The sequence below is a fragment of the Pseudarthrobacter naphthalenicus genome, assembly GCF_029076445.1.
Lineage (GTDB): Bacteria > Actinomycetota > Actinomycetes > Actinomycetales > Micrococcaceae > Arthrobacter > Arthrobacter naphthalenicus.
Window position 1 is genome coordinate 145,901 of record NZ_JARESG010000005.1, and the last position, 21,684, is coordinate 167,584.

Consider the following 21,684-nt stretch of genomic DNA (forward strand, 5'->3'; position numbering starts at 1 on the left):
CTGCAAGAACTCTACCGGCACCCCGGGTTCGGCAGCCGCTTCGACGCCGTCATGACATGCGCCGCGAATACGACTAGCTTTGTGGAGTGCTGACAATATTGAATGCCGTAAAACGGGTGCTGGTGGGCAGGCCCTTCAGGAATGACAGGCTGGCCCACACCCTGCTGCCCAAACGGATAGCACTTCCGGTGTTCGCCTCCGATGCCCTGTCCTCGGTGGCGTACGCGCCGGACGAGATCCTGCTGACCCTGGCCCTTGCCGGCGTCAGTGCCGTTGCCATTTCGCCCTGGGTGGGCCTGGCAGTCATGGTGGTGCTGCTGACAGTGGTGGCCTCATACCGCCAGAACGTGCATGCCTACCCGTCCGGTGGCGGGGACTACGAAATCGCCAACGAAAACCTTGGCAAGTACGCCGGCCTCACGGTGGCGTCCGCCCTGCTGGTGGACTACGTCCTGACCGTGTCGGTCTCGATGTCCTCCGCCGCCGCCTACCTCATCACCGCCGTGCCCGCCCTGCACGGGGAACAGGCGCTCATCGCCACCATCGGCGTGATCATCCTCGCACTCGTCAACCTGCGCGGCATCAAGGAGGCCGGCAGCGTCTTTGCCGTCCCCACCTACATCTTCATGGCCTCCATCCTCGGCATGACAGCAGTGGGCGTCTTCCAGGCCGCTACCGGCCAGCTGGGCGAGGCGCCCTCGGCCAACTTCGAGATCATCCCCGCGCCCGGCTTCGACGAAGGGCTGGTGGGCCTGGCCGGCGCCTTCCTGCTCCTGCGGGCCTTCTCGTCCGGCGCCGCCGCACTGACCGGTGTCGAAGCCATCAGCAACGGCGTGCCCAACTTCAAGGTGCCCAAGAGCAAGAACGCTGCCACCACCCTGCTGCTGCTTGGTACGATCGGCGCCGCCATGCTGGCAGGCATCATCTACCTCGCCAACGCCACCAGGGTCCACATTGTGCTTGACCCGGCCACCGAGTTCCTCCTCAACGGCCTGCCGCTGCCCGAAGGCTATATCCAGAGCCCGGCCATCAGCCAGATTGCGCAGACCATCTTCGGCCCCGGGTCCATTCCGTTCTACATCGTGGTGGCTGCGACCGGCGTGATCCTGGTGTTTGCCTCTAACACCGCCTTTAACGGCTTCCCGGTCCTTGGCTCCATCCTCGCCCAGGACGGCTACCTGCCCCGCCAGCTGCGGACCAGGGGCGACCGCCTGGCCTTCAGCAACGGCGTCCTGGCGCTGGCCGCCGGTGCCCTGGTGCTGATCATTTCCTTCAACGCCGATGTCACCAAACTGATTCAGCTCTACATTGTGGGTGTATTCATTTCCTTCACGCTGAGCCAGCTGGGCATGATCCGGCATTGGGGGAGGCACCTCAAGCTCGCCAAGGACAAAGCAGTCCGGCGCAAGATGATGAAGTCCCGCACCATCAACACCATCGGCTTCGGCATGACCGGACTGGTGCTGGTGATCGTGCTGATCACCAAGTTTGAACAGGGCGCGTGGATCGCCCTGTTGGCCATGTTCTTTCTGTTCCTGATCATGTGGAGCATCCGGGCCCACTATGACAACGTGGCCAAGGAACTGGCCGTGGATGAGGACTCCTCACCGCGCGCCCTGCCGTCCCGGGTCCACGCCGTGCTGCTGGTCTCGCACGTGCGCAAGCCTGTGCTCCGCGCCCTGGCGTACGCCCGGGCGTCGCGGCCTTCACGGCTTGATGCCATTACCGTGGATATCAACGCCGAGGAAACAGCGCACACCGTGGCTGACTGGGAAAAGCTGGAGATCCCCGTGCCGCTCACCGTCCTGGCGAGCCCCTACCGCGAGACCATCACGCCCATCATGGAATACGTCAAGAACATGCGCCGCGACTCGCCCCGCGACCTGGTGGTGGTGTACATCCCCGAATACGTGGTGGGTAAGTGGTGGGAGCAACTGGTCCATAACCAGACAGCACTGCGTATCAAGACCCGGCTGCACTTCGAACCCGGCGTGATGGTGGCCAGTGTCCCGTGGCAGCTTAAATCGTCCGAAGAAGCAAAGAACCTGCAGGATATCCAATGACCCCCCAGCCCCACAGCACCGCCGCCACCGCACCCGCCCCGGACGCCGCCGTCGAACTGGTGCTCGACGTTGGCCCGGTGGCCCACGGCGGGCACTGCGTGGCCCGGCACGAGGGCCGGGTGATCTTTGTCCGGCACGGGATTCCCGGTGAAAAAGTCCGTGTACGGCTCACCGACGCGGAGGAGTCAGCCAAATTCTGGCGCGCCGACGTGGTGGAGGTCCTGGCCGCCTCCCCGGACCGCGTGGATCACTTCTGGCATGCGGCGGACTCATCCCGTTCCTGGCAGCACGGGCACCCTCCGGTGGGCGGTGCCGAATTCGGCCACATCTCCCTGGCACGCCAGCGGGGGCTTAAATCGGCGGTACTCGCCGAACAGCTCAAGCGCCTTGCCGGCGTCGAAAGCGTGCCCGGTCTTGCCGACCTGGCGAACGTTGTGGAGGAAGTGCGGGGGAGTGCCCCCGGCGCGGAGTCCGGGGCAGACGAAACATACGACGCCGGCACCGGGCTGGGGTGGCGCACGCGCGTTGGCTTCTCCGTCACCGCCGCCGGAAAACTTGGCATGCATGCGCACCGTTCGGACTCCATCGTTGCCGTCCGGGAGATGCCGCTGGCTTCCGAACGGATTAACCGGTTGCGGCTGTGGGACCACGACTTCCAGGGCATCGAGCGCGTGGAGGTTGCGGCGCCGTCGAACGGCTCCCGCCCCCTGGTGCTGCTTGCCCCCGCGCCCGGAACCAGCCCCAAGCGGCTCAACGCCGTCGCGGCCGGGCTACCCGACGACGTCTCCGTAGCCGCGTTCGATCCCCTCACCGAAGAAGTCCGGCAACTCCGCGGCCGCACCTGGGTCCAGGAGTCCGCAGCCGGGCACGAATACCGGGTCACGGGAGCGGGTTTCTGGCAGATCCACCGCAACGCGCCCGGAACACTTGTGGGCGCTGTCACAGAATTCCTCCACGGCGGCGGCTTCCTGGGGCCCGGATCCGTGGTGGCTGACCTCTACGCGGGAGCCGGGCTCTTCACGGCACCGCTGGCCGATGCCGTGGGCGAGACCGGCTCTGTTCTCTCGGTGGAAGGCGCGCCGGGAACCAGCCGGGACGCCCGAAAGAACCTGCACGGTGCCCCGCAGGTGGAAATCGTGCAGGGCAGGGTAGAGCGGATCCTCCGCCAGAAACCGCGGAATTTCGATGCCCTGGTGCTGGACCCGCCCCGGGCCGGGGCAGGCAAGGCGGTCGTCAGCCAGCTCGTGGCCGCCGGACCCCGGGCGGTTGCCTACGTTTCCTGCGATCCGGCATCGTTTGCCCGGGACGTTGGGTACTTCCAGCAATCGGGATGGTCACTGGCCGGCCTGCGTGCGTTTGACCTGTATCCCCACACGCACCACCTGGAGACGGTCGCCCTGCTGACGCCGGCCCCGTGATGCTACTAGGATGGCGGTAGTAATCCCACGTCGCGCACCGTAAACACGGTTGAGTATTCACGGCTGACCTCCTGCAACTTTGTGGCCAGCACTAATTAGGCCTGCCTAACTAGCAAGCGGTCTACCGCGCGACAAAGATGAAACTGTTGCGAGAGGAGTCCTGCGATGAGCACAGTGGACAGCTTCGGTTCAAAAGGCAAACTTAATGTAGCCGGAACCGAATACGAAATTTTCCGGTTGAACTCCGTTGAAGGTGCAGAAAACCTTCCGTTCAGCCTCAAGGTATTGCTTGAAAACCTGTTGAGGACCGAGGACGGCGCGAACATCACTGCCGATCACGTGCGTGCCTTGGCCGGGTGGGATCCCAATGCCCAGCCCGATACAGAAATCCAGTTCACGCCTGCCCGCGTGATCATGCAGGACTTCACCGGCGTCCCCTGCGTGGTGGACCTGGCGACCATGCGTGAAGCGGTCAAGGAACTCGGCGGTGACCCCAAGCGGGTCAACCCGTTGGCTCCTGCGGAAATGGTCATCGACCACTCCGTTCAGATCGACGCCTTCGGTAACTCCGGCGCACTGGAGCGCAACATGGAGATCGAATACCAGCGCAACGGCGAGCGTTACCAGTTCCTTCGCTGGGGCCAGACGGCGTTCGATGACTTCAAGGTAGTTCCCCCGGGAACCGGCATTGTGCACCAGGTCAACATCGAGTACCTGGCACGCACCGTCATGACCCGCGAAGTTGACGGGGTTCTCCGGGCCTACCCGGACACCTGCGTCGGCACCGACTCGCACACCACCATGGTCAACGGCCTGGGTGTCCTGGGCTGGGGCGTTGGCGGCATCGAAGCCGAAGCGGCCATGCTGGGCCAGCCGGTCTCCATGCTCATCCCGCGCGTGGTGGGCTTCAAGCTGACCGGGTCCATCCCCGCCGGCGCCACCGCCACGGACGTGGTGCTGACCATCACCGAGCAGCTGCGCAAGCACGGCGTGGTGGGCAAGTTCGTGGAATTCTACGGCGAAGGTGTCGCGGCTGTGCCGCTGGCCAACCGCGCCACCATCGGCAACATGAGCCCGGAATTCGGTTCCACGGCCGCAATGTTCCCGATCGACGACGTCACATTGGACTACCTGCGCCTCACCGGCCGCTCGGAAGAGAATGTTGCCCTCGTGGAGTCCTACGCGAAGGAACAGGGCCTCTGGCACGATCCTTCCAAGGAGATCAAGTTCTCCGAGTACCTGGAACTGGACCTGTCCACCGTTGTTCCGTCCATCTCCGGCCCGAAGCGTCCCCAGGACCGCATCGAGCTCACCGATGCCAAGGAGCAGTTCCGCAAGGACATCCACAACTACGTCGCCATCGAAGACGGCAGCGTGGACGAGTCCCTGGACGAATCGTTCCCGGCCTCGGACGCCCCGTCCTTCACGCACGCCGACTCCCACACCACGGAGACCACCCGTGTCCAGTCGGCAGCGAACGGCGCCAACGGGCGTCCCAGCAGCCCGGTGCACATCAAGACCGAAGACGGCCGCGAGTTCGAGCTGGACCACGGAGCGGTTTCGATCGCCTCCATCACCTCCTGCACGAACACGTCCAACCCGTCCGTGATGCTGGCCGCAGCCCTGCTGGCCCGCAACGCCGTGGACAAGGGCCTGATGTCCAAGCCGTGGGTCAAGACCTCCGTGGCTCCCGGTTCCAAGGTAGTCACCGACTACTACGAAAAGTCCGGCCTGACCCCGTACCTGGAGAAGCTTGGCTTCTACATCGTGGGCTACGGCTGCGCCACCTGCATCGGCAACTCCGGCCCGCTGGACGCTGAAATCTCCGAGGCCATCCAGGCCAACGACCTTTCCGTCACCGCAGTGCTCTCCGGTAACCGTAACTTCGAAGGCCGGATCAACCCGGACGTGAAGATGAACTACCTGGCCTCCCCGCCGCTGGTCATCGCCTACGCCCTGGCCGGTTCCATGGACTTCGACTTCGACACCGATTCCCTCGGCAAGGACGAAGCCGGCAACGATGTCTTCCTGAAGGACATCTGGCCGAACCCGGTTGAGGTCCAGAAGGTCATCGATTCCTCCATCGACAAGGACATGTTCGCCCGTGGCTACGAGGGCGTTTTCGACGGCGACGCACGCTGGAAGGCGCTCGACACGCCCGCCGGTGACACCTTCGCCTGGGATCCGAACTCCACCTATGTCCGGAAGCCCCCGTACTTCGAGGGCATGAAGGCCCAGCCGGAGCCCGTCCGGGACATCACCGGCGCCCGCGTGCTGCTGAAGCTCGGCGATTCGGTCACCACCGACCACATCTCCCCGGCCGGCTCCTTCAAGTCGGACACCCCCGCCGGCCAGTACCTGCTGGCCAACGGTGTGGAGCGCAAGGACTTCAACTCCTACGGCTCACGCCGTGGCAACCACGAAGTCATGATCCGCGGCACGTTCGCGAACATCCGCATCAAGAACCAGCTCCTGGACGGCGTGGAGGGCGGCTTCACCCGCGACTTCACCCAGGCCGACGGCCCGCAGGCCTACGTCTACGACGCCGCCCAGAACTACCAGGCAGCCGGCACCCCGCTGGTGGTCCTGGCGGGCAAGGAATACGGTTCCGGATCCTCCCGTGACTGGGCAGCGAAGGGTACGGCGCTCCTGGGCGTCAAGGCCGTCGTCGCCGAAAGCTACGAGCGCATCCACCGCTCCAACCTGATCGGCATGGGCGTCCTGCCCCTGCAGTTCCCGGCCGGCGAGACCGCGGCCACGCTGGGCCTGACCGGCACGGAAACCTTCTCGGTTGAGGGCGTCACCGCCCTGAACGAAGGCACCACGCCCAAGACCCTGAAGGTCACCGCCACCGCAGAAGACGGTACTGCCAAGTCCTTCGATGCGGTCCTGCGCATCGATACCCCGGGTGAAGCAGACTACTACCGCAACGGCGGCATCCTGCAGTACGTCCTGCGCCAGATCTCCGCTAACTAGCAGGTATCTGAACCACGCAGCATCCTCCCGAAGCCCCGGCCGGTCAGCGACCAGCCGGGGCTTCGGCTTTGCATTTCACCCAAGGCGTTAGAGTTAATAGGCACGTCTACCACCCGAAGGAGGGGTCATTTGGGAATCTTGGACACCATCCGGAAACCGCAGGACCTGAACGAGCTGTCCCAGGGGCAGCTCGAAGAGCTGGCTGATGAAGTCAGGAGTTTCCTCATATCCAATGTTTCCCAGACGGGTGGACACCTGGGCCCCAACCTCGGTGTGGTGGAACTGACGCTTGCCGTGCACCGCATCTTCGATTCGCCGCGGGACAGCATCGTGTTCGACACGGGCCATCAGTCCTATGTGCACAAGCTCCTGACCGGCCGACAGGACTTCAGCACCCTGCGTCAGCAGGGCGGCATGTCCGGTTACCCGTCCCGCGCCGAGTCGGAACACGACATCGTGGAAAGCTCGCACGCGTCCTCCTCACTCTCCTGGGCGGACGGCATTTCCCGCGCCCGGCAGCTGACCGGTGAAGGTGACCGCTACGTCGTCGCGATTGTTGGCGACGGTGCGCTGACCGGCGGCATGGCCTGGGAAGCCATCAACAACATCGCCGCGGACAAACGCCGCCGGGTGGTCATTGTGGTCAACGACAACGGCCGCTCCTACGCGCCCACGGTGGGCGGCTTCGCTGACTACCTGGCCTCACTGCGTCCCACCATCGACTCTTTCCGCGCGGCTCCCGCCTACGAGGGAACCCTGGACTGGTGGAAGAAGAAACTCCAGGACGGCGGCCCGGTGGGCCAGTTCACCTATAAGAGCCTGCATGCCATGAAAAAGGGCGTCAAGGACTGGTGGGCGCCCCAGGGGATGTTCGAGGACCTGGGCATGAAGTACATCGGCCCGGTGGACGGGCACAACCTCCAGGCCATGGAGCATGCGCTGTCCACGGCCCGGAACTATGCCGGACCCGTGATTGTCCATGCCATGACCGAGAAGGGCCACGGCTACGCGCCGGCCCGCGCCCATGAGGCAGACCAGTTCCATGCGGTGGGAATCATCGACCCCGAAACCGGTGAGCCCACGGGGGCTTCCGGCGCTCAGTCCTGGACCTCGGTTTTTGCCGATGAGATCGCCGCCATCGCCGATGAACGGCCGGACATCGTCGGGATCACCGGCGCCATGCTGATCCCGGTGGGCCTGCATAAGTTCGCAGCCAAGCATCCGGACCGCGTGATTGATGTCGGCATCGCCGAGCAGCACGCGCTGACATCCGCCGCCGGCATGGCGTTCGGCGGCCTCCACCCGGTGGTGGCTGTCTATGCCACCTTCCTGAACCGTGCCTTCGATCAGCTCCTGATGGATGTCGCCCTGCACAAGGCCGGGGTCACCATTGTGCTGGACCGCGCCGGTGTGACCGGCCCGGACGGAGCCAGCCACCACGGCATGTGGGACATGGCCATGGTCCAGATTGTGCCGGGGCTGCACCTTGCCGCGCCGCGCGATGCGTCGCGGCTCCGCGAGGAGCTCCGGGAAGCCGTGGCCATCGATGACGCGCCCACGGTGGTGCGTTTCTCCAAGGGCACCGTCGGCGCGGAAGTGGAAGCCATCGAACGCCTCAGCGACGGTGTGGACGTGCTGGCCCGCCGGCCCGCCGGCTCCACCGAAAACGACGTCCTGATTGTCAGCGTCGGAGCCATGTCCGAACTCGCGCTGGACGTCTCCAACCGGCTCGGCGCCCAGGGCATCAGCACCACCGTCGTTGACCCGCGCTGGGTGCTGCCCGTGCGCCGCTCCATCATCGCGCTGGCCTCCCACCACCGGCTGGTCATCTGCATCGAGGACGGCGTCAGGGCCGGCGGTGTCGGATCACGGATCCGCCAGGAAATGCGTGCCGCCGGGGTGGACACCGCCCTGAACGAGGTGGGACTTCCCGCCGAATTCCTGGACCACGGCACCAGGAGCCAGGTGCTGGAACGGGTAGGGCTGACCGCACAGCAGATAACGCACGACGTCGTCGCGCAGGTTTTGGGCACGAAAGTTCCGTTTGCGCGTCCCCTCCCGGGTCAGGAACACCCCACCACCGGCAGCCTCCCGATTCTGTGAGGGACGAAGATGCCCTGAAGTATCCCGGCCCTGCCGGGGAATGCGGGCCGGTCACCCACAAAAGCACCACCAGGATTCCCGCCGGCCTCCAACCGGGCCAGCTGGTGGTGGCGCGGAACCGGAAATGGAACGGCAAGGCCCACTGGGTGGTTCCGGGACGGTACCTGGGGGAGGACCGGCACGGGTGGTGGATCTTCCAGGGAACCAACGAGTTCTGTTCGCGGCCCGGTGCTGCGTTCTACACCCGCTCCGATGCCGTGCTCCTGGTGCCGCGTTCCGGGGACTGGGTGGCCACCTTCTATGACTCCGCACACCCCAACGGGGTCCGGGTCTATGTTGACCTCGCAGTGGCCCACGAATGGACGGAAATCCGGCCGGCCGTCACGGAGTTCCATGTCATCGACATGGACCTGGACATCATCCGGATGGACGGACGCGGTGTGTTCATCGATGACCAGGACGAATTTGCCGAACACGCAGTCACCATGAACTATCCGGACCGCCTGGTGCAGGACATCCAGGCCGCCGCAGAAGAGCTTTATCAGGCCGTCAAGGCAGAGCAGGCACCGTTCGACGGCTCAGACGTCGAATGGTTCACGAAGGGACGGTTATGAGCGGAATCATCAGGGTCTACAAACGGGACGACGAGGGAGTGCTGCACTTCCGCGAAGGCTGGTTCGACGAGGACTACAGCCAGTTCGTGATGAATTACGGCGTGGTGGGCCACCAAAGCAGAACCGAAGAAACAGACGTTGCGGACGCCGCCGCGGTGGAGGGCCTGATGGACGCCTTCGCGGTCCAGTGCGCCGAAGACGGCTACGCCGAAATCCCGGACAAGGAGCAGTTCTGGGTAGTGGCGCAGTTCGCCCTCAAGACCAAAGACGGCACCGAACGGGACCGCTACCTCGAGGAAAAGGCCAAGGATGCGATCATCAGCCACCTGGCCTGGCGCGGCCTGGGAACCGTGGAGCGCTCCGAGTTCAGCGACTACAAGCTGAACATCTTCTGCCTCTGCCCGGACGTTAACAAGGCCGTGAACGCCATCAAGATCTGCTGCCGCGGCGAGGACCTGGACTTCACCAAGCTCAGCATCGGCGCCGCACCTTTTACCGAACCGGCCAACTTCAAGCTCAAGCATTCGGCGAAGCCCGCCAGCAGCTTCAGCATCTAGGGGAAAATCCATGACTGAATACCGTCGGCTGGGCAAGTCCGGGCTGTCCGTCTCCGTGGTGGGACTCGGCTGCAACAACCTTGGCCGCGCCAACACGGTGACCGAGACGCAGGCGGGGACTGACGCCGTCGTGCACGCGGCACTCGACGCCGGCGTGACACTGTTTGACGTCGCCGACAACTACGGCAAGGAGCCCGGCCTCAGCGAAACCATGCTGGGCAAGGCACTGGCCGGCCGGCGCGGGGATGCGGTGGTGGCCACCAAGTTCGGGATGGACATGCGCGGCGCCAACGGACCCGACTTTGGCGCCAGGGGCTCGCGCCGCTACATCGTGCGCGCGGCCGAAGCGTCGCTGCGCCGGCTGGGCACCGACTGGATCGACCTCTACCAGTTCCACACCCCGGACCCGCTGACGCCCATCGAGGAAACCCTGTCCGCCCTGGACGACCTCGTCAGCAGCGGCAAGGTCCGCTACATCGGGCATTCCAACCGTACCGGCTGGCAGATCGCGGAGGCAGAATTTGTAGCCCGCGCCGCCGGGAGCACCCGGTTCATCTCCACCCAGAACCACTACAACCTCCTGGACCGGCGCGCCGAGCTGGAAGTCACGCCGGCGGCCGAAGCCTACGGCCTGGGCGTCCTGCCGTACTTCCCGCTGGCCAACGGGCTCCTCACCGGTAAGTACTCGCCGGACACGGCACCCGCAGGGTCCCGGCTCAGCCACACCCGAACCCACATGGTGCACGACGCCGACTGGGACCAGCTGCAGCGCTTCAGCGCCTTCGCCAAGGAACGCGGCCTCTCCGAGATCCAGGTGGCCTTCTCCTGGCTGGCGGCACAGCCTTCGGTCGGCAGCGTGATCGCCGGGGCCACCAGGCCCGAGCAGATCCGCCAGAACGCCGAAGCCGCGGCCTGGGTTCCTACTCCGGCCGAACTGGACGAACTGGACGTGATCTTCCCCAAGGTCCCCAAAGTGGCGCTCTTCTAAGGGGGAGCGGACATGACCAGGCTCCTGCTGGACGTTGACACCGGGATAGATGACGCCTTGGCGCTGGCCTACCTGGCTTCCCTGCCCGAGGTCGAGTTTGTGGCCGTCACAGCGTCCCCGGGGAATGTTGACGCCCACCAGGTGGCCCGAAACACCCTTGCCATGCTGGAGCTGTGCGGGCGCACCGGGGTGGAGGTGGCCATCGGCGCCGAAGCCCCGCTGGCCGTCCCGTTGGTGACCACGCCGGAAACCCACGGTCCGCAGGGTATTGGCTATGCCGAACTGCCTCCGCCCTCCGGCACGGTGTCACCCCGGCATGCCGCAGACCTGTGGGTGGAGGCGGCCCGGGCGAACCCGGGCGAGCTGACGGCCCTCATCACGGCGCCGCTGACGAACTTCGCGCTGGCTATCCGGCGCGAACCCCGGCTGCCCGAACTGCTGGGCAGGGTGGTGATCATGGGTGGCAGCTTCTACCACCAGGGGAACACCACCCCCACCGCCGAGTGGAACACCCACGTTGATCCGCAGGCGGCCAAGGAAGTCTACGCGGCCTACCGCGGCGTGCCCGTGAACCGGCTGCCCATCGTCTGTTCCCTGGATACCACGGAACGGATCGAGCTGAGGCCCGAACACGTGATGCGGCTAGCGGAGGCGGCCGGCTGCGCGGAGCGGGAGCTGGTTCTGCCCAAACAGCCCGAAGGGCTCAGGAGCACCGCGGACAGCCCGCTCGTACGGCACCTGTCGGACGCCCTGCGCTTCTACTTTGAGTTCCACCGGCTCTACGGGCAGGGCTACGTGGCGCACGTGCACGACTACTTCGCCGCAGGTGTGGCGGCCGGGACTCTCGACTACGCCACCCGGCTGGCCACCGTGGACGTCGAGGCTGACTCGGCCCTGCTGATGGGAACAACCGTCGCCGATTATCGGAACCTCTGGAAGCATCCGCCCAACGCCCGGATCGTGGCGGACAACAAACCGGAGCAAGCATTCGGCGAACTGATCCGGTCTGTCGGGGCCCTCGCAGCGCGGCTGCGCTGAACCGTCACTGTGCAGGAACCGGACCCTACAGCGCCGCGTTGTCCGGAACGTCCACGTCCAGAGCCAGCAGCGCGTTTTCCACCACCTCTGTCAGGGCCGGGTGGATCCAGTACGGCCCCCGGGCGAGGGAGGACACCGGCGTGTCCAGCGCGATCGCCTGGACCAGCGGCTGGATCAGGGTGGACGCCTCGTGGCCCATGATGTGGGCTCCCAGCAGCCGACCCGTGGACTTCTCCGCAATCAGTTTGACGATCCCCTCGGAGTCCTCCATCGCCCAGCCGTACGCGGTGCTCCCGTACTCCTGCACGGCCACCACGATCTCTGAGTCGTCGGCGGCGTCACGCCGGGCCTGCTCCTCCGTCAGTCCGACGGCGGCCACCTGCGGATTGCTGAACACTGCAGCGGGAACGCCCTTGTAGTCGATGCCCCGCAGCCGGTCCGGGTGTTCGAGGTTGTGGGCCACCACGCGCGCTTCCCGATTGGCCACGTGCTTGAGCTGATACCGGTTGGCGATGTCACCGAGGGCGTAGACGCCCTCCAGCGGCTTGCCCTGCGAGAGGACCCGCAGCTGTCCGTCCACGGCCAGCGTCCCGTCAGCGTTCACGTCAAAGCCGGCGGCGCCGACGTCCAGCCGGTCCGTGTTCGGCACCCGTCCGGTGGCCATGAGCACAATGTCCGTTTCGAGGCGCAACTGCTTACCGCCGCCGTCGCCGAACACTGCTGTGACACGGCCGTCCCCGTTGTCCTCCACGCTGTGAAGCGAAAAATCGAGCTCCAGCTTCCAGCGGCGGCCGGCAGCCTCGGCGAACCGCCGGGAGATTTCCTCGTCATTGCCGCGGAGGAGCCGTTGGGAGCGGTTCACCTGGACCACCTCGGACCCGAACCCGTGGAAGATCGCGGCGAACTCGGCGGCGATGAAGCCGCCGCCCACCACCACAACGTGCCGGGGCGGTCCGTCAATGCGCATCACCGTGTCTGAGGTATGCACCTGGGGCAGATCCATGCCGGGAATGTCCGGGACCACCGCGCGGGATCCCGCGGCCACCACCACCTGGTCGGCCGTGATGCCGGTGCCGGAGTCCGTCCGCAGGGAGGCGGGTCCGGTGAAGCGCACGTATTCCTGGTACAGGTCCACGTTGTCCAGTTCGTCGGCCCGGTAGCGCCGGCCGCCCTCGGAGATGGCGTCAATGCGGCCGAAGATCCGGTCCCGGATGGCATTCCAGTGCACGTTGTCCAGTGTCAGTTCCACGCCAAGACGCGCGGCTTCGGCGGGGACGGCGGCCAGGGCAGCCGGGTAGACGAACATTTTCGTGGGAATGCACCCGACGTTGATGCAGGTACCGCCGAAGGTGCCGCCGTCGATGAGGGCCACCCGCTTGCCGTCCCAGAACGGGGTGATGAGCGAGTTTCCCGATCCGGAACCGATGATGGCGAGATCGTAGTGCGGCATGGTTCGGCCTTTCAAAACGTCAGGACGGCGATGTCTGGGAGTCTACTATCCATCGCGAGCCCGGTTGCTGCCCGGTTGCTTCCCGGTAGAATGATCCCGGACCCGGGCCGGCGCAGACGCCCCCGGCTGCCGCCGAGGTGACATAGGCGGCATACCGCCCCGCCCGGGCCTTCCGGGTGGCCGAGCCTTTACGCCAAAAGGAATGCCATGTCATCGCCCTCCCTCACCCTGCCGCCGCAGACACCGGCCGACGCGCGGAACCGCCGCCTGCTCGAAATCCTCGGAGCCCTGGCCATCGCGGGGACATATGTTTACCTGGTCCTCAACCAGCCTGCTGACATCACCGGCGGGCCAGGCAGCGCCGCGGCACTGATCGCGCTCTCCGGTTTCCTGGCCGGGGCCGTCCTGCTGATCGCCGCCGTGCTGCCCACTTTGCCCGTCTCCACGCTGGTGCTGATTCCGGTTGCCCTGGTGCTGAACATCGTCATGGGCCAGTTCGTGGGCAGCACCTTGGTGCCCTTCTACCTGGATGCCATCGGCACCGTGCTGATTGCCGTCCTCGCCGGTCCGGCCGCCGGTGCTGCCACCGGCGCGCTCAGCAGCATCGTCTGGTCCTTCTTCAACCCCACCGTCCTGCCCTTCGCCGCCGGCGCGGCCCTGATCGGCTGCCTCGCCGGCCTGGCCGCGCGCTACGGCCTCTTCCGCCGTTTCTACCTGGTTCCCGTGGCCGGCTTCCTGACCGGCATCATCGGCGGCGTGGTCTCGGCTCCCGTCGCGGCCTTCGTTTTCGGCGGCACCTCGGGGGTGGCCACCGGCGCCATCGTCAGCGCTTTCCGCTCCATGGGGGACAGCCTGCTGGCCGCCATCACCAAGCAGGCCCTGATCTCTGATCCGATGGACAAAGCCATCGTCTTCACCCTGGTGGCGCTGCTGGTCTATGCGCTGCCGCGCCGCACCCGGCTGCAGTTCCCCTTCGTCCGGCGGCACCGTGTGCTGGCGGGACAGGACGTGCCGCCGGTATCAGAGCCGCTGCCCGGCAAGGCCGACGGCCAGGATTCCTGACCCGTCCCTGATGCGCCTCCACCCCCTGACGTCGCTGACCGCTGCCGGCAGCGCAGCCGTCATCACGACGGCGGCAGCCTGCCTGCCCTTGTCCGTCGCCGTTAGTGCCGCCGCCGTTGTGCTCTCGATCGCGGGCGGGAAGGCCGGCCGGATGCTGCCCGCGGCGGCCGCCGTCCTGGTCCCGCTCGGATTGTCCCTGCTGGTGCTGCACGGCCTGTTTTTCCCTGAGGGCATCACCATCCTCGCCCAGTGGGGACCGGCGCGGCTGACCTCCGAGGGGCTGCAGTTCGCCGTGGAGCGCGTGGCGCAGCTTTCCGCCGCCGTGCTTGCCCTGCTGCTGTTCTCGTTCAGTGTTAGTGTGCCGGACCTGGTGGCGGCCTTGTCGTCGAGTGGTGTCAGGGGGCGGTTCGGCTACGTCCTTGCCTCGACACTCACCCTGTTGCCTGCCATCAGCGCGCGGGTGGAGCGGATCCGGCAGGCGCAGGAATCGCGGGGCCTCGTGATCCGCCGGGGCTGGGTTCACCGGGTTATCGCCTTTCGGATGCAGGCTGTGCCGCTGGTCCTGGCCTTGGTGGAGGAAGCGGCCACGCGGGCCCAGGCGCTGGAAGCACGCGGCTTCAGCGGCGCCGGCCCCCGGTCGAGTTACCGCGAGGTGCCGGACCCCCCGGCCCAGCGCCTTGTGCGGGTGGTGTTGCTTGTCGCCGCGGTTGCGGCAATCGCCGCCCGGCTGGGCTTCCCGACGGCGGCCGCGTAGGGATGGGAGGAACGCCGACGCCGGTGCTGGCCGCACACATCAGGCGCTTCACCTACCACGGTGATGCGGCGCCGGTGCTGGGCTCCATCGACCTGTCCCTGCACCCCGGAACCCTGACAGCTGTCCTGGGCGGCTCGGGCAGCGGAAAGACAACGCTGGGCCGGCTCCTTGCCGGCTGGCTCCGGCCCGGCAGCGGCGGCGCCTTGGAGGGATTCCTGGAACTGGCCGGCACCCGTTTGGAGTTCCGGGGAGCGCCCGATGACCCACAGATCGACCCGACGGCCTGGTGCCGCCGAATTGGCTTTGTCCCGCAGGACGCGGCGGCGGCGTTGACGACCGTCCGCGCCACCGTAGCCGAGGAATTGGCGTTCGGCCTCGAAAACCTGGGCACGGACCGGCACCTGATGCAGGCCGCCGTCCAGCAGGTCGCGGAACTGACCGGGCTCGAGCATCTCCTGGACCGTGATCCGGCCCGCATCTCAGGGGGCGAGCTTCGGCGCCTGGCCATCGGCTGCGCCATCATCACGGAGCCGGCCGTGCTGGTGCTCGATGAACCTTTCGCCTCGCTGGACGCCGACGGTTCAGCTGCCCTGACATCGCTGGTGCGGGCACTCGTGGCCGGCGGCACCGCCGTCGTGCTGTTAAGCCAGGAAGCCGATGCCCTGCTGCCCGATGCCGGGCACTGCATCCTCCTGGACAACGGAGAGTCTGTCCTTGAGGGCAGTCCGGCACGGCTTGCCGCCTCCCCGGAGCTGGCCGCCAGCGGCGTCATCTGGCCGGATTCCGGCATGGCATGCCGCCGGCCGCAACCCTCGGCGCGGCCGGCGCAGGCTGGTACCGGCCAACCCGGCCGACCCGACGAATCCGGCCAACCCTTTCCACCCGGCGCCACGGGAGAACCAGCAGGACTGCCCGCCCTGGAGCTTCGCAACATGAGCTTCGCCTATGCGGGCCCCCGCACGCGGAGGTGGTCCCGGCGGCCCGCTGCAGGCCTGCCGCACCCGGCCGTCCTGGATGGTGTCAGCCTGTCCGTTGATCCCGGCGAGATCGTGGCTGTCACCGGACCGAACGGGGCGGGAAAATCCACGCTCCTGCGGCACCTGAACGGGCTCCTTCAGCCGCTGGCCGGCAGCGTCCGGATCAACGGCAGGGACATTGCCGGGCTGCTCCCGGGGCGGGTGGCCGCTGACGTCGGACTGCTCTTCCAGAACCCTCGCGATCAGCTGTTTGAACGGACGGTTGAACGGGAAGTCGGCTTTGGGCTGCCGGCCGGCGCAGCAGCCACAGCCTCGATCCGGCGGGCACTGGCCGCCGTCGGGCTCACCGAATCAGCAGGCCGGCACCCCGCAGAGCTGCCCGCCTCCCGGCAACGGCTGTTGGCCCTGGCCACGGTCCTGGCCAGGCGGCCGCGCCTTGTGGCTTTGGACGAACCCACCGTGGCCCTTGACCGGCAGGGACTGGCCATGCTGGACACGGCGGTCAGGCATGCCGCTGCGGAGGGCGCCGCCGTCGTGCTGGTGACGCATGACCTGGCCTACGCCCGGTCCATGGCGCACCGGCTGGTCCGCCTGGAGGCCGGCCGCCTGCACTCGATATGAGCGGTCGCTGCCTCATGGGGTCCGGAGGTGGCCAGATAGCGCAATTTTCCGATATTCGAAGCGCTATCTGGCCACCTCCCGGCTGTACGGGTGCTAAGCGCGGCTCACCGCCGCCGCCGCGGAGGTGACACCCGGGGCGTGGAAGCGCTTGCCGTTGACCCGCTCGGAAGCGCCGACGCGGTCCAGGTAAGGGGTGATGCCACCGAGGAACATGGGCCAGCCGGCGCCCAGGATCATGCACAGGTCGATGTCCTCGGGGCCGGCCACCACGCCTTCGTCCAGCATCAGGCCGATTTCCTCCGCCAGGGCATCCTGGACCCGGTGCAGCACGTCCTCGCCGGTGGACGGGGACGTGCCGAAGGACATCAGTGAAAGCGTGGACGCGGGGATTTCCTGGCCGCCGTCAGCGGTGGGAGCCCAGAGCGACTTCACACCGTTGTCGATCAGTTTCTGCAGGTTGGCGGACACCTCAAAACGCTCGCCGAACGCGGCGTGCAGGGATTCCTGGACGTGCTGCGCCACCGGCAGGCCCACCATGGCGCCGAGCGTGAACGGCGTCATGGGCAGGCCCATGGGGCGGAGTGCGTTGTCCGCGACGCCGGCCGGGGTGCCTTCATCAAAGGCCGCCACCACCTCGCCCATAAGGCGCAGCAGGACCCTGTTGACCACAAAGGCGGGCGCGTCCTTGACCAGGACGGCCGTCTTTTTCAGGCCCTTGGCCAGCTCGAACGCTGTGGCCAGGACAGCGTCGTCGGTCTTGGGCGCGCGGACGATTTCCAGCAGCGGCATGACGGCCACCGGGTTGAAGAAGTGGAAGCCGACCAGCCGCTCGGGGTGGGCGAGGTCCTCAGCCATGGCGGTGACCGAGAGCGATGAGGTGTTGGTGGCGAGGATGCACTCCGGCGTGACGATGGCTTCCACCTCGGCGAAGACCTGCTTCTTGACGTTCAGCTCTTCGAAAACGGCTTCGATGACAAAATCGGCGTCGGCGAAGGCCTCCTTGGACACCGAACCGGTCACCAGGGCCTTCGTTCGGTTGGCTGCGTCGGGGCTGATCCGCTTCTTGCCGAGCAGCTTGTCCACCTCGGCATGGACATAGCCCACGCCTTTGTCCACGCGGGCCTGGTCGATGTCCGTCATCACCACCGGGACCTTGAGCTGGCGGGCAAACAACAGGGCGAGCTGGCTCGCCATGAGCCCCGCGCCCACCACACCGACCTTGGTGACCGGCCGTGCCAGCTTCCGGTCGGGCGCGCCCGCGGGCCGCTTGGACCTCTTCTGGACCAGGTCCAGGAAGGCGTAGACGGTGGAGCGGAATTCATCCGTCTGCATCAGGCCCGCGAGGGTCTCACACTCGAGGGCCGCCGATTCGGCCTGGCTCATGGTGCGGTTCGCCTCAAGGATGTCCAGCACCTTGGCCGGCGCCGGGGACGCGTTGGACGTTTTGGCTTCCACCAGTGCACGGCCGGCTCCAACGGCCGCGGACCAGCGGTCTGCCACGGCGGGCTCTGCCGGGTCCACGGCGTTGGGCCGCCCGGGGGCCAGCTCACCGGTGATCACCTTGGCAGCCCAGAGCAGGGACTGTTCCAGGAAATCCGCCGGTTCGAACAGGGCATCGGCGATGCCGAGTTCGAAGGCCTGCGGCCCGCTCAGGGTGCGGTTGTTGCTGAGCGGGTTTTCGATCATGACCTTGACCGCGTTCTCCGGACCGATCAGGCGCGGCAGGATGTAGACGCCGCCCCAACCGGGAACCAGGCCAAGGAAGGCCTCAGGCAACGCGAGTGCGCCGGCGCCCGTGGAGACCGTGCGGTAGGTGGACTGCAGGGCGATCTCCAGGCCACCGCCCAGGGCGACGCCGTTGATGAACGCGAAGCTGGGTACGCCGAGGTTGGCCAGCGTGGCGTAGACGTCGTGTCCGAGCTGGGCCATCCAGAGGCCGTGCTCACGGTTCTCCAGTGACTTGACGGCGGACAGGTCTGCGCCGGCCACCAGGAAGTAGGGCTTGCCGGTGACGCCGACGCCCACGATTTCGCCGCGGGCGGCACGCTCCTTGAGCCCTTCCAAAACGGTGCCCAGCTCAACCAGGGTGTTCGGGCCCAGGGTGGTGGGCTTGGAATGGTCCAGGCCGTTGTCGAGGGTGATCAGGGCAAAGACCCCAGGGCCGGGCTGCCCCGGTGCTCCCGGCAGTTTGATGTCCTGGACGTAGGAGTGCGTCACCGTCTCATTCGGAAAGATCCCGGCAAGTTTGGTGAAATCTGCGGCGCTCATACGGCGGCTCCTTCGGTGGTTGCTGCGGCGTTTGCGTTGTGGACCTCTGATGCTGCCGCGCCGCTGTAACGGGCGTGGTGCGGGTTTTCCCAGATCACGGTGGCACCCATGCCCAGGCCGATGCACATGGTGGTGATGCCGTACCGGACGGACGGGTCTTCTTCGAACTGCCGTGCGAGCTGGTTCATCAGCCGGACGCCGGAGGAGGCAAGCGGATGGCCCACGGCGATGGCGCCGCCGTAGCGGTTCACCCGGGGGTCGTCGTCGGAAATTCCGAAATGGTCCAGGAAACTCAGGACCTGGACGGCGAACGCTTCATTGATCTCGAAAAGGCCGATGTCTTCAATGCTGAGGCCGGCATTCTTCAGTGCTTTTTCGGTGGCCGGAACGGGGCCGACGCCCATGACTTCCGGCTCGACCCCCGCGTAGGCGTAGCTGACCAGGCGCATTTTGACGGGCAGGCCAAGTTCCGCGGCGGCCTCGGAGGAGGCCAGGACCGCGGCGGTGGCGCCGTCGTTCAGGCCGGCTGCGTTGCCGGCCGTAACGCGGCCGTGCGCGCGGAACGGTGTGCGCAGCGCGGCAAGGTCCGCCAGGGTGGTGCCCGGGCGCGGCGGCTCATCAACGGTGTTCAGCGTCCAGCCCTGGCCCGGCTTGAGTGCGGCAACGGGCACAAGATCCGGTTGGATCTGTTCGCGCGCATACGCCGCCGCCAGCTTGTCCTGGGAAGCAACGGCGTAAGCGTCCGCGCGCTGCTTCGTGATTTCCGGGAACCGGTCATGCAGGTTTTCCGCTGTATTGCCCATGTTGAGGGCGGCCGGGTCCACCAGCCGTTCGGCCATAAAGCGCGGGTTCGGGTCCGCGCCGGAACCCATCGGGTGGTTGCCCATGTGCTCCACACCGCCGGCAATCACGACGTCGTACGCGCCGAAGCCAATGCCGCTGGCCGTGGTGGTGACTGCGGTCATTGCCCCCGCGCACATCCGGTCGATGGCGAAACCGGGCACCGTGCGGGGGAGCCCGGCGAGGAGGGCGGCCGTGCGGCCCAGCGTCAGGCCCTGGTCACCGGTTTGGGTGGTGGCCGCTACGGCCACTTCGTCGATCCGCGCCGGCGGCAGGGTGGGGTTGCGGCGCAGGAGTTCGCGGATGCATTTCACCATCAGGTCATCGGCACGGGTTCCGGCGTAAATGCCTTTGTCGCCGGCCTTCCCGAAGGGGGTGCGGACGCCGTCAACAAAGACGACGTCGCGGACCGTGCGCGGGGATCCGCTGCTGTGTTCTCCGCTAGGGCGGGCTTGGCTCACGTTTACTCCTCATCGAGACTTTGGCGCCGTCCGGAGGGTGCGAAGAGGTTGCAGCACGTAGCCGGACAGCAGTGCACACTATGTTACTCACCGGTAACATAGTGTGCAAGGCTCTTGGGGGGACGTTCTAGTCCGTTGGCGCCGCGGCTTTGGTTTCCTTCTCAGGGAGCCGGCTGAGGGTTGCGGAAAGCGTCCGTGATCAGCGGCGCGACCAGACCGATTTGCCACGGGCGCGCACCCAGTGAGCTGAGTTCGGCGGCTATGGCCTCTTCGCTGAGTTCCGCCGGCGGACGCCACGCCACGCGCCGCAGGTAGTCCGGTGTCAGCAGGTTCTCCAGCGGCAGGTTCAGTTCGTCGGCTTTCGCCTGGAGCAGCGGACGGGCTGTGGACAACCGCCTGGCCGCCTCGGGGTCGCGGTCCGCCCAGACGCGCGGCGGGGGAGGGGCATTCGTGGGCAGGTGCAGCGGCGGCAGTTCCTCCAGCTCCCTGGCGGCCGCGATGCACCGAAGCCACCGGGGTGCCTCGCGCTGCGCAGCCCGCCCGTGGAAACCCTTGGTGCCCAGGAGCTGGGGAACCGTGGAGGGCATGGCCTTCGCTGCCGAGACCAGGGCGGAATCAGGAATCAGCCTGCCGGGCGCAACGTCACGCTTCTGTGCCAACGAGTCCCGCTCCAGCCACAGCTCCCGGACTGCCGCGAGCTGGCGGCGGTCGCGGATCTGATGCAGTCCTGAGGTCTTCCGCCAGGGATCAATCCTGGGGGGTGCAACGCCGGCAGCGAGGATCGCAGCGAATTCCTGCTCGGCGTACTCGAGCTTGTCGTCGGCCTGGAGCAGCTCGATGAGTTCCTCGCGCAGCTCTGTGAGGACCTCCACGTCCAGTGCGGCATAGCGCAGCCATGGTTCGGGCAGCGGGCGGGTGGACCAGTCCGCGGCAGAGTGCTCTTTGGCCAGGCCAAACCCGAGCAACTGCTCGATGACCGCAGCCAGGCCGACGCGCGGCAGCCCGGCGAGCCGGGCCGCCAGTTCCGTGTCAAACAGCTTGTCCGGCCACATGCCCAGCTCCAGCAGGCAGGGCAGGTCCTGGCTGGCGGCATGGAGGATCCACTCCACGCCCTTGAGCGCGTCATTGATGATGGCCAGGTCATCGAACGGTTCGGGGTCGATCAGCCAGGTGCCGGCGCCTTCGCGGCGGATCTGGACCAGGAAGGCGCGCTGCCCGTAGCGGAATCCCGAGGCGCGCTCGGCGTCCACTCCTGCGGGTCCGGTTCCGGCGGCGATGGCTGCGGCGCACCGCTCCAGCCCGGACTGGGTTTCAATGACGAGTGGCACACCGTCGCGGGGTGCATCGAGGTCTATGACGGCGGGGACCTGACTGTCGAAGCCCTCCACCGAGATGTGGGAAGTGGTTTCAGCAGCCGGGGCGCCGGCTGTGGTGTTATCCGGAATGTGAGGGGTCATGGTGCTTTCAGTTTACCGATCCGGGCCCATGCCATTG

Annotated in this window: 15 protein-coding genes; 11 read left to right on the top strand and 4 right to left on the bottom strand. The window is 66.8% G+C overall.

What is annotated here, in order from left to right; all coding sequences use genetic code 11:
• Positions 1–86: 86 nt before the first annotated feature.
• The 8 genes from PY310_RS07010 to PY310_RS07045 all read left to right on the top strand — a co-directional run bounded on the left by PY310_RS07010 (position 87) and on the right by PY310_RS07045 (position 11,757).
• Positions 87–2,063, top strand: coding sequence for an APC family permease (locus PY310_RS07010; protein WP_275213631.1), 1,977 nt, complete (start codon positions 87–89; stop codon positions 2,061–2,063).
• Positions 2,060–3,481: a class I SAM-dependent RNA methyltransferase gene (locus tag PY310_RS07015; protein WP_275213632.1), complete on the top strand. Its 1,422-nt coding sequence runs from the start codon at positions 2,060–2,062 to the stop codon at positions 3,479–3,481. Before PY310_RS07010 ends, PY310_RS07015 begins: the two co-directional genes overlap by 4 nt.
• 165 nt (positions 3,482–3,646) lie before the next feature.
• Entirely contained in the window at positions 3,647–6,457 is a 2,811-nt protein-coding gene (acnA, locus tag PY310_RS07020) for an aconitate hydratase AcnA (protein ID WP_275213633.1), read from the top strand.
• 129 nt (positions 6,458–6,586) lie between these two features.
• Positions 6,587–8,560 (top strand): 1-deoxy-D-xylulose-5-phosphate synthase, encoded by a 1,974-nt coding sequence (dxs, locus tag PY310_RS07025; protein ID WP_275213634.1) that lies wholly within the window; start codon positions 6,587–6,589, stop codon positions 8,558–8,560.
• Positions 8,557–9,174 carry a DUF402 domain-containing protein gene (locus PY310_RS07030; protein ID WP_275213635.1) on the top strand — a complete coding sequence of 206 codons (618 nt, stop codon included), beginning with the start codon at positions 8,557–8,559 and terminating at the stop codon, positions 9,172–9,174. The genes dxs and PY310_RS07030 overlap by 4 nt, the downstream gene beginning before the upstream one ends.
• Complete coding sequence (locus tag PY310_RS07035) at positions 9,171–9,731, top strand: hypothetical protein (protein WP_275213636.1); 561 nt, start codon at positions 9,171–9,173, stop codon at positions 9,729–9,731. Before PY310_RS07030 ends, PY310_RS07035 begins: the two co-directional genes overlap by 4 nt.
• A 10-nt stretch (positions 9,732–9,741) precedes the next feature.
• Positions 9,742–10,719 carry an aldo/keto reductase gene (locus tag PY310_RS07040; protein ID WP_275213637.1) on the top strand — a complete coding sequence of 326 codons (978 nt, stop codon included), beginning with the start codon at positions 9,742–9,744 and terminating at the stop codon, positions 10,717–10,719.
• A gap of 12 nt (positions 10,720–10,731) precedes the next feature.
• A complete protein-coding gene (locus tag PY310_RS07045; protein ID WP_275213638.1) occupies positions 10,732–11,757 on the top strand; it encodes a nucleoside hydrolase in 1,026 nt (341 codons plus the stop codon).
• A 25-nt stretch (positions 11,758–11,782) separates the two neighbouring features.
• On the opposite strand, the gene PY310_RS07050 is transcribed toward PY310_RS07045, so the two are convergent.
• Complete coding sequence (locus PY310_RS07050; RefSeq protein WP_275213639.1) at positions 11,783–13,207, bottom strand: mycothione reductase; 1,425 nt, start codon at positions 13,205–13,207, stop codon at positions 11,783–11,785.
• Between the two features lie 207 nt (positions 13,208–13,414).
• Here PY310_RS07050 and PY310_RS07055 point away from each other — a divergent pair, with 207 nt between their 5' ends.
• From PY310_RS07055 to PY310_RS07065, 3 genes are read left to right on the top strand one after another with little or no spacing between them, the layout of a single operon-like run.
• Positions 13,415–14,269 carry an ECF transporter S component gene (locus PY310_RS07055; RefSeq protein WP_275213640.1) on the top strand — a complete coding sequence of 285 codons (855 nt, stop codon included), beginning with the start codon at positions 13,415–13,417 and terminating at the stop codon, positions 14,267–14,269.
• 10 nt (positions 14,270–14,279) lie between these two features.
• The gene (locus PY310_RS07060; protein ID WP_275213641.1) at positions 14,280–15,023 is read left to right on the top strand and encodes an energy-coupling factor transporter transmembrane component T; all 744 of its coding nucleotides are present in this window, start codon (positions 14,280–14,282) and stop codon (positions 15,021–15,023) included.
• 2 nt (positions 15,024–15,025) lie between these two features.
• A complete protein-coding gene (locus tag PY310_RS07065; RefSeq protein WP_275213642.1) occupies positions 15,026–16,621 on the top strand; it encodes an ABC transporter ATP-binding protein in 1,596 nt (531 codons plus the stop codon).
• Between the two features lie 93 nt (positions 16,622–16,714).
• Here PY310_RS07065 and PY310_RS07070 read toward each other — a convergent pair whose 3' ends face one another.
• The 3 genes from PY310_RS07070 to PY310_RS07080 all read right to left on the bottom strand — a co-directional run bounded on the left by PY310_RS07070 (position 16,715) and on the right by PY310_RS07080 (position 21,647).
• On the bottom strand, positions 16,715–18,889 hold the full coding sequence (locus tag PY310_RS07070; protein WP_275213643.1) for a 3-hydroxyacyl-CoA dehydrogenase NAD-binding domain-containing protein: 2,175 nt from the start codon (positions 18,887–18,889) through the stop codon (positions 16,715–16,717).
• Positions 18,886–20,190, bottom strand: a complete 1,305-nt coding sequence (locus PY310_RS07075) for a thiolase family protein (RefSeq protein ID WP_275213644.1) — start codon at positions 20,188–20,190, stop codon at positions 18,886–18,888. Before PY310_RS07075 ends, PY310_RS07070 begins: the two co-directional genes overlap by 4 nt.
• A gap of 161 nt (positions 20,191–20,351) precedes the next feature.
• Entirely contained in the window at positions 20,352–21,647 is a 1,296-nt protein-coding gene (locus PY310_RS07080; RefSeq protein ID WP_275213645.1) for an HRDC domain-containing protein, read from the bottom strand.
• Positions 21,648–21,684 lie beyond the last annotated feature (37 nt).

What these genes read in the sequence shown, in the direction of transcription:
- acnA (WP_275213633.1), top strand. Translation starts at nt 3,647, where the DNA reads ATGAGCACAGTGGACAGCTTCGGTTCAAAAGGCAAACTTAATGTAGCC.
- PY310_RS07015 (WP_275213632.1), top strand. Translation starts at nt 2,060, where the DNA reads ATGACCCCCCAGCCCCACAGCACCGCCGCCACCGCACCCGCCCCGGAC.
- PY310_RS07070 (WP_275213643.1), bottom strand. Translation starts at nt 18,889, where the DNA reads ATGAGCGCCGCAGATTTCACCAAACTTGCCGGGATCTTTCCGAATGAG.
- PY310_RS07065 (WP_275213642.1), top strand. Translation starts at nt 15,026, where the DNA reads ATGGGAGGAACGCCGACGCCGGTGCTGGCCGCACACATCAGGCGCTTC.
- PY310_RS07055 (WP_275213640.1), top strand. Translation starts at nt 13,415, where the DNA reads ATGTCATCGCCCTCCCTCACCCTGCCGCCGCAGACACCGGCCGACGCG.
- PY310_RS07040 (WP_275213637.1), top strand. Translation starts at nt 9,742, where the DNA reads ATGACTGAATACCGTCGGCTGGGCAAGTCCGGGCTGTCCGTCTCCGTG.
- PY310_RS07050 (WP_275213639.1), bottom strand. Translation starts at nt 13,207, where the DNA reads ATGCCGCACTACGATCTCGCCATCATCGGTTCCGGATCGGGAAACTCG.
- PY310_RS07035 (WP_275213636.1), top strand. Translation starts at nt 9,171, where the DNA reads ATGAGCGGAATCATCAGGGTCTACAAACGGGACGACGAGGGAGTGCTG.
- PY310_RS07060 (WP_275213641.1), top strand. Translation starts at nt 14,280, where the DNA reads ATGCGCCTCCACCCCCTGACGTCGCTGACCGCTGCCGGCAGCGCAGCC.
- PY310_RS07080 (WP_275213645.1), bottom strand. Translation starts at nt 21,647, where the DNA reads ATGACCCCTCACATTCCGGATAACACCACAGCCGGCGCCCCGGCTGCT.
- PY310_RS07045 (WP_275213638.1), top strand. Translation starts at nt 10,732, where the DNA reads ATGACCAGGCTCCTGCTGGACGTTGACACCGGGATAGATGACGCCTTG.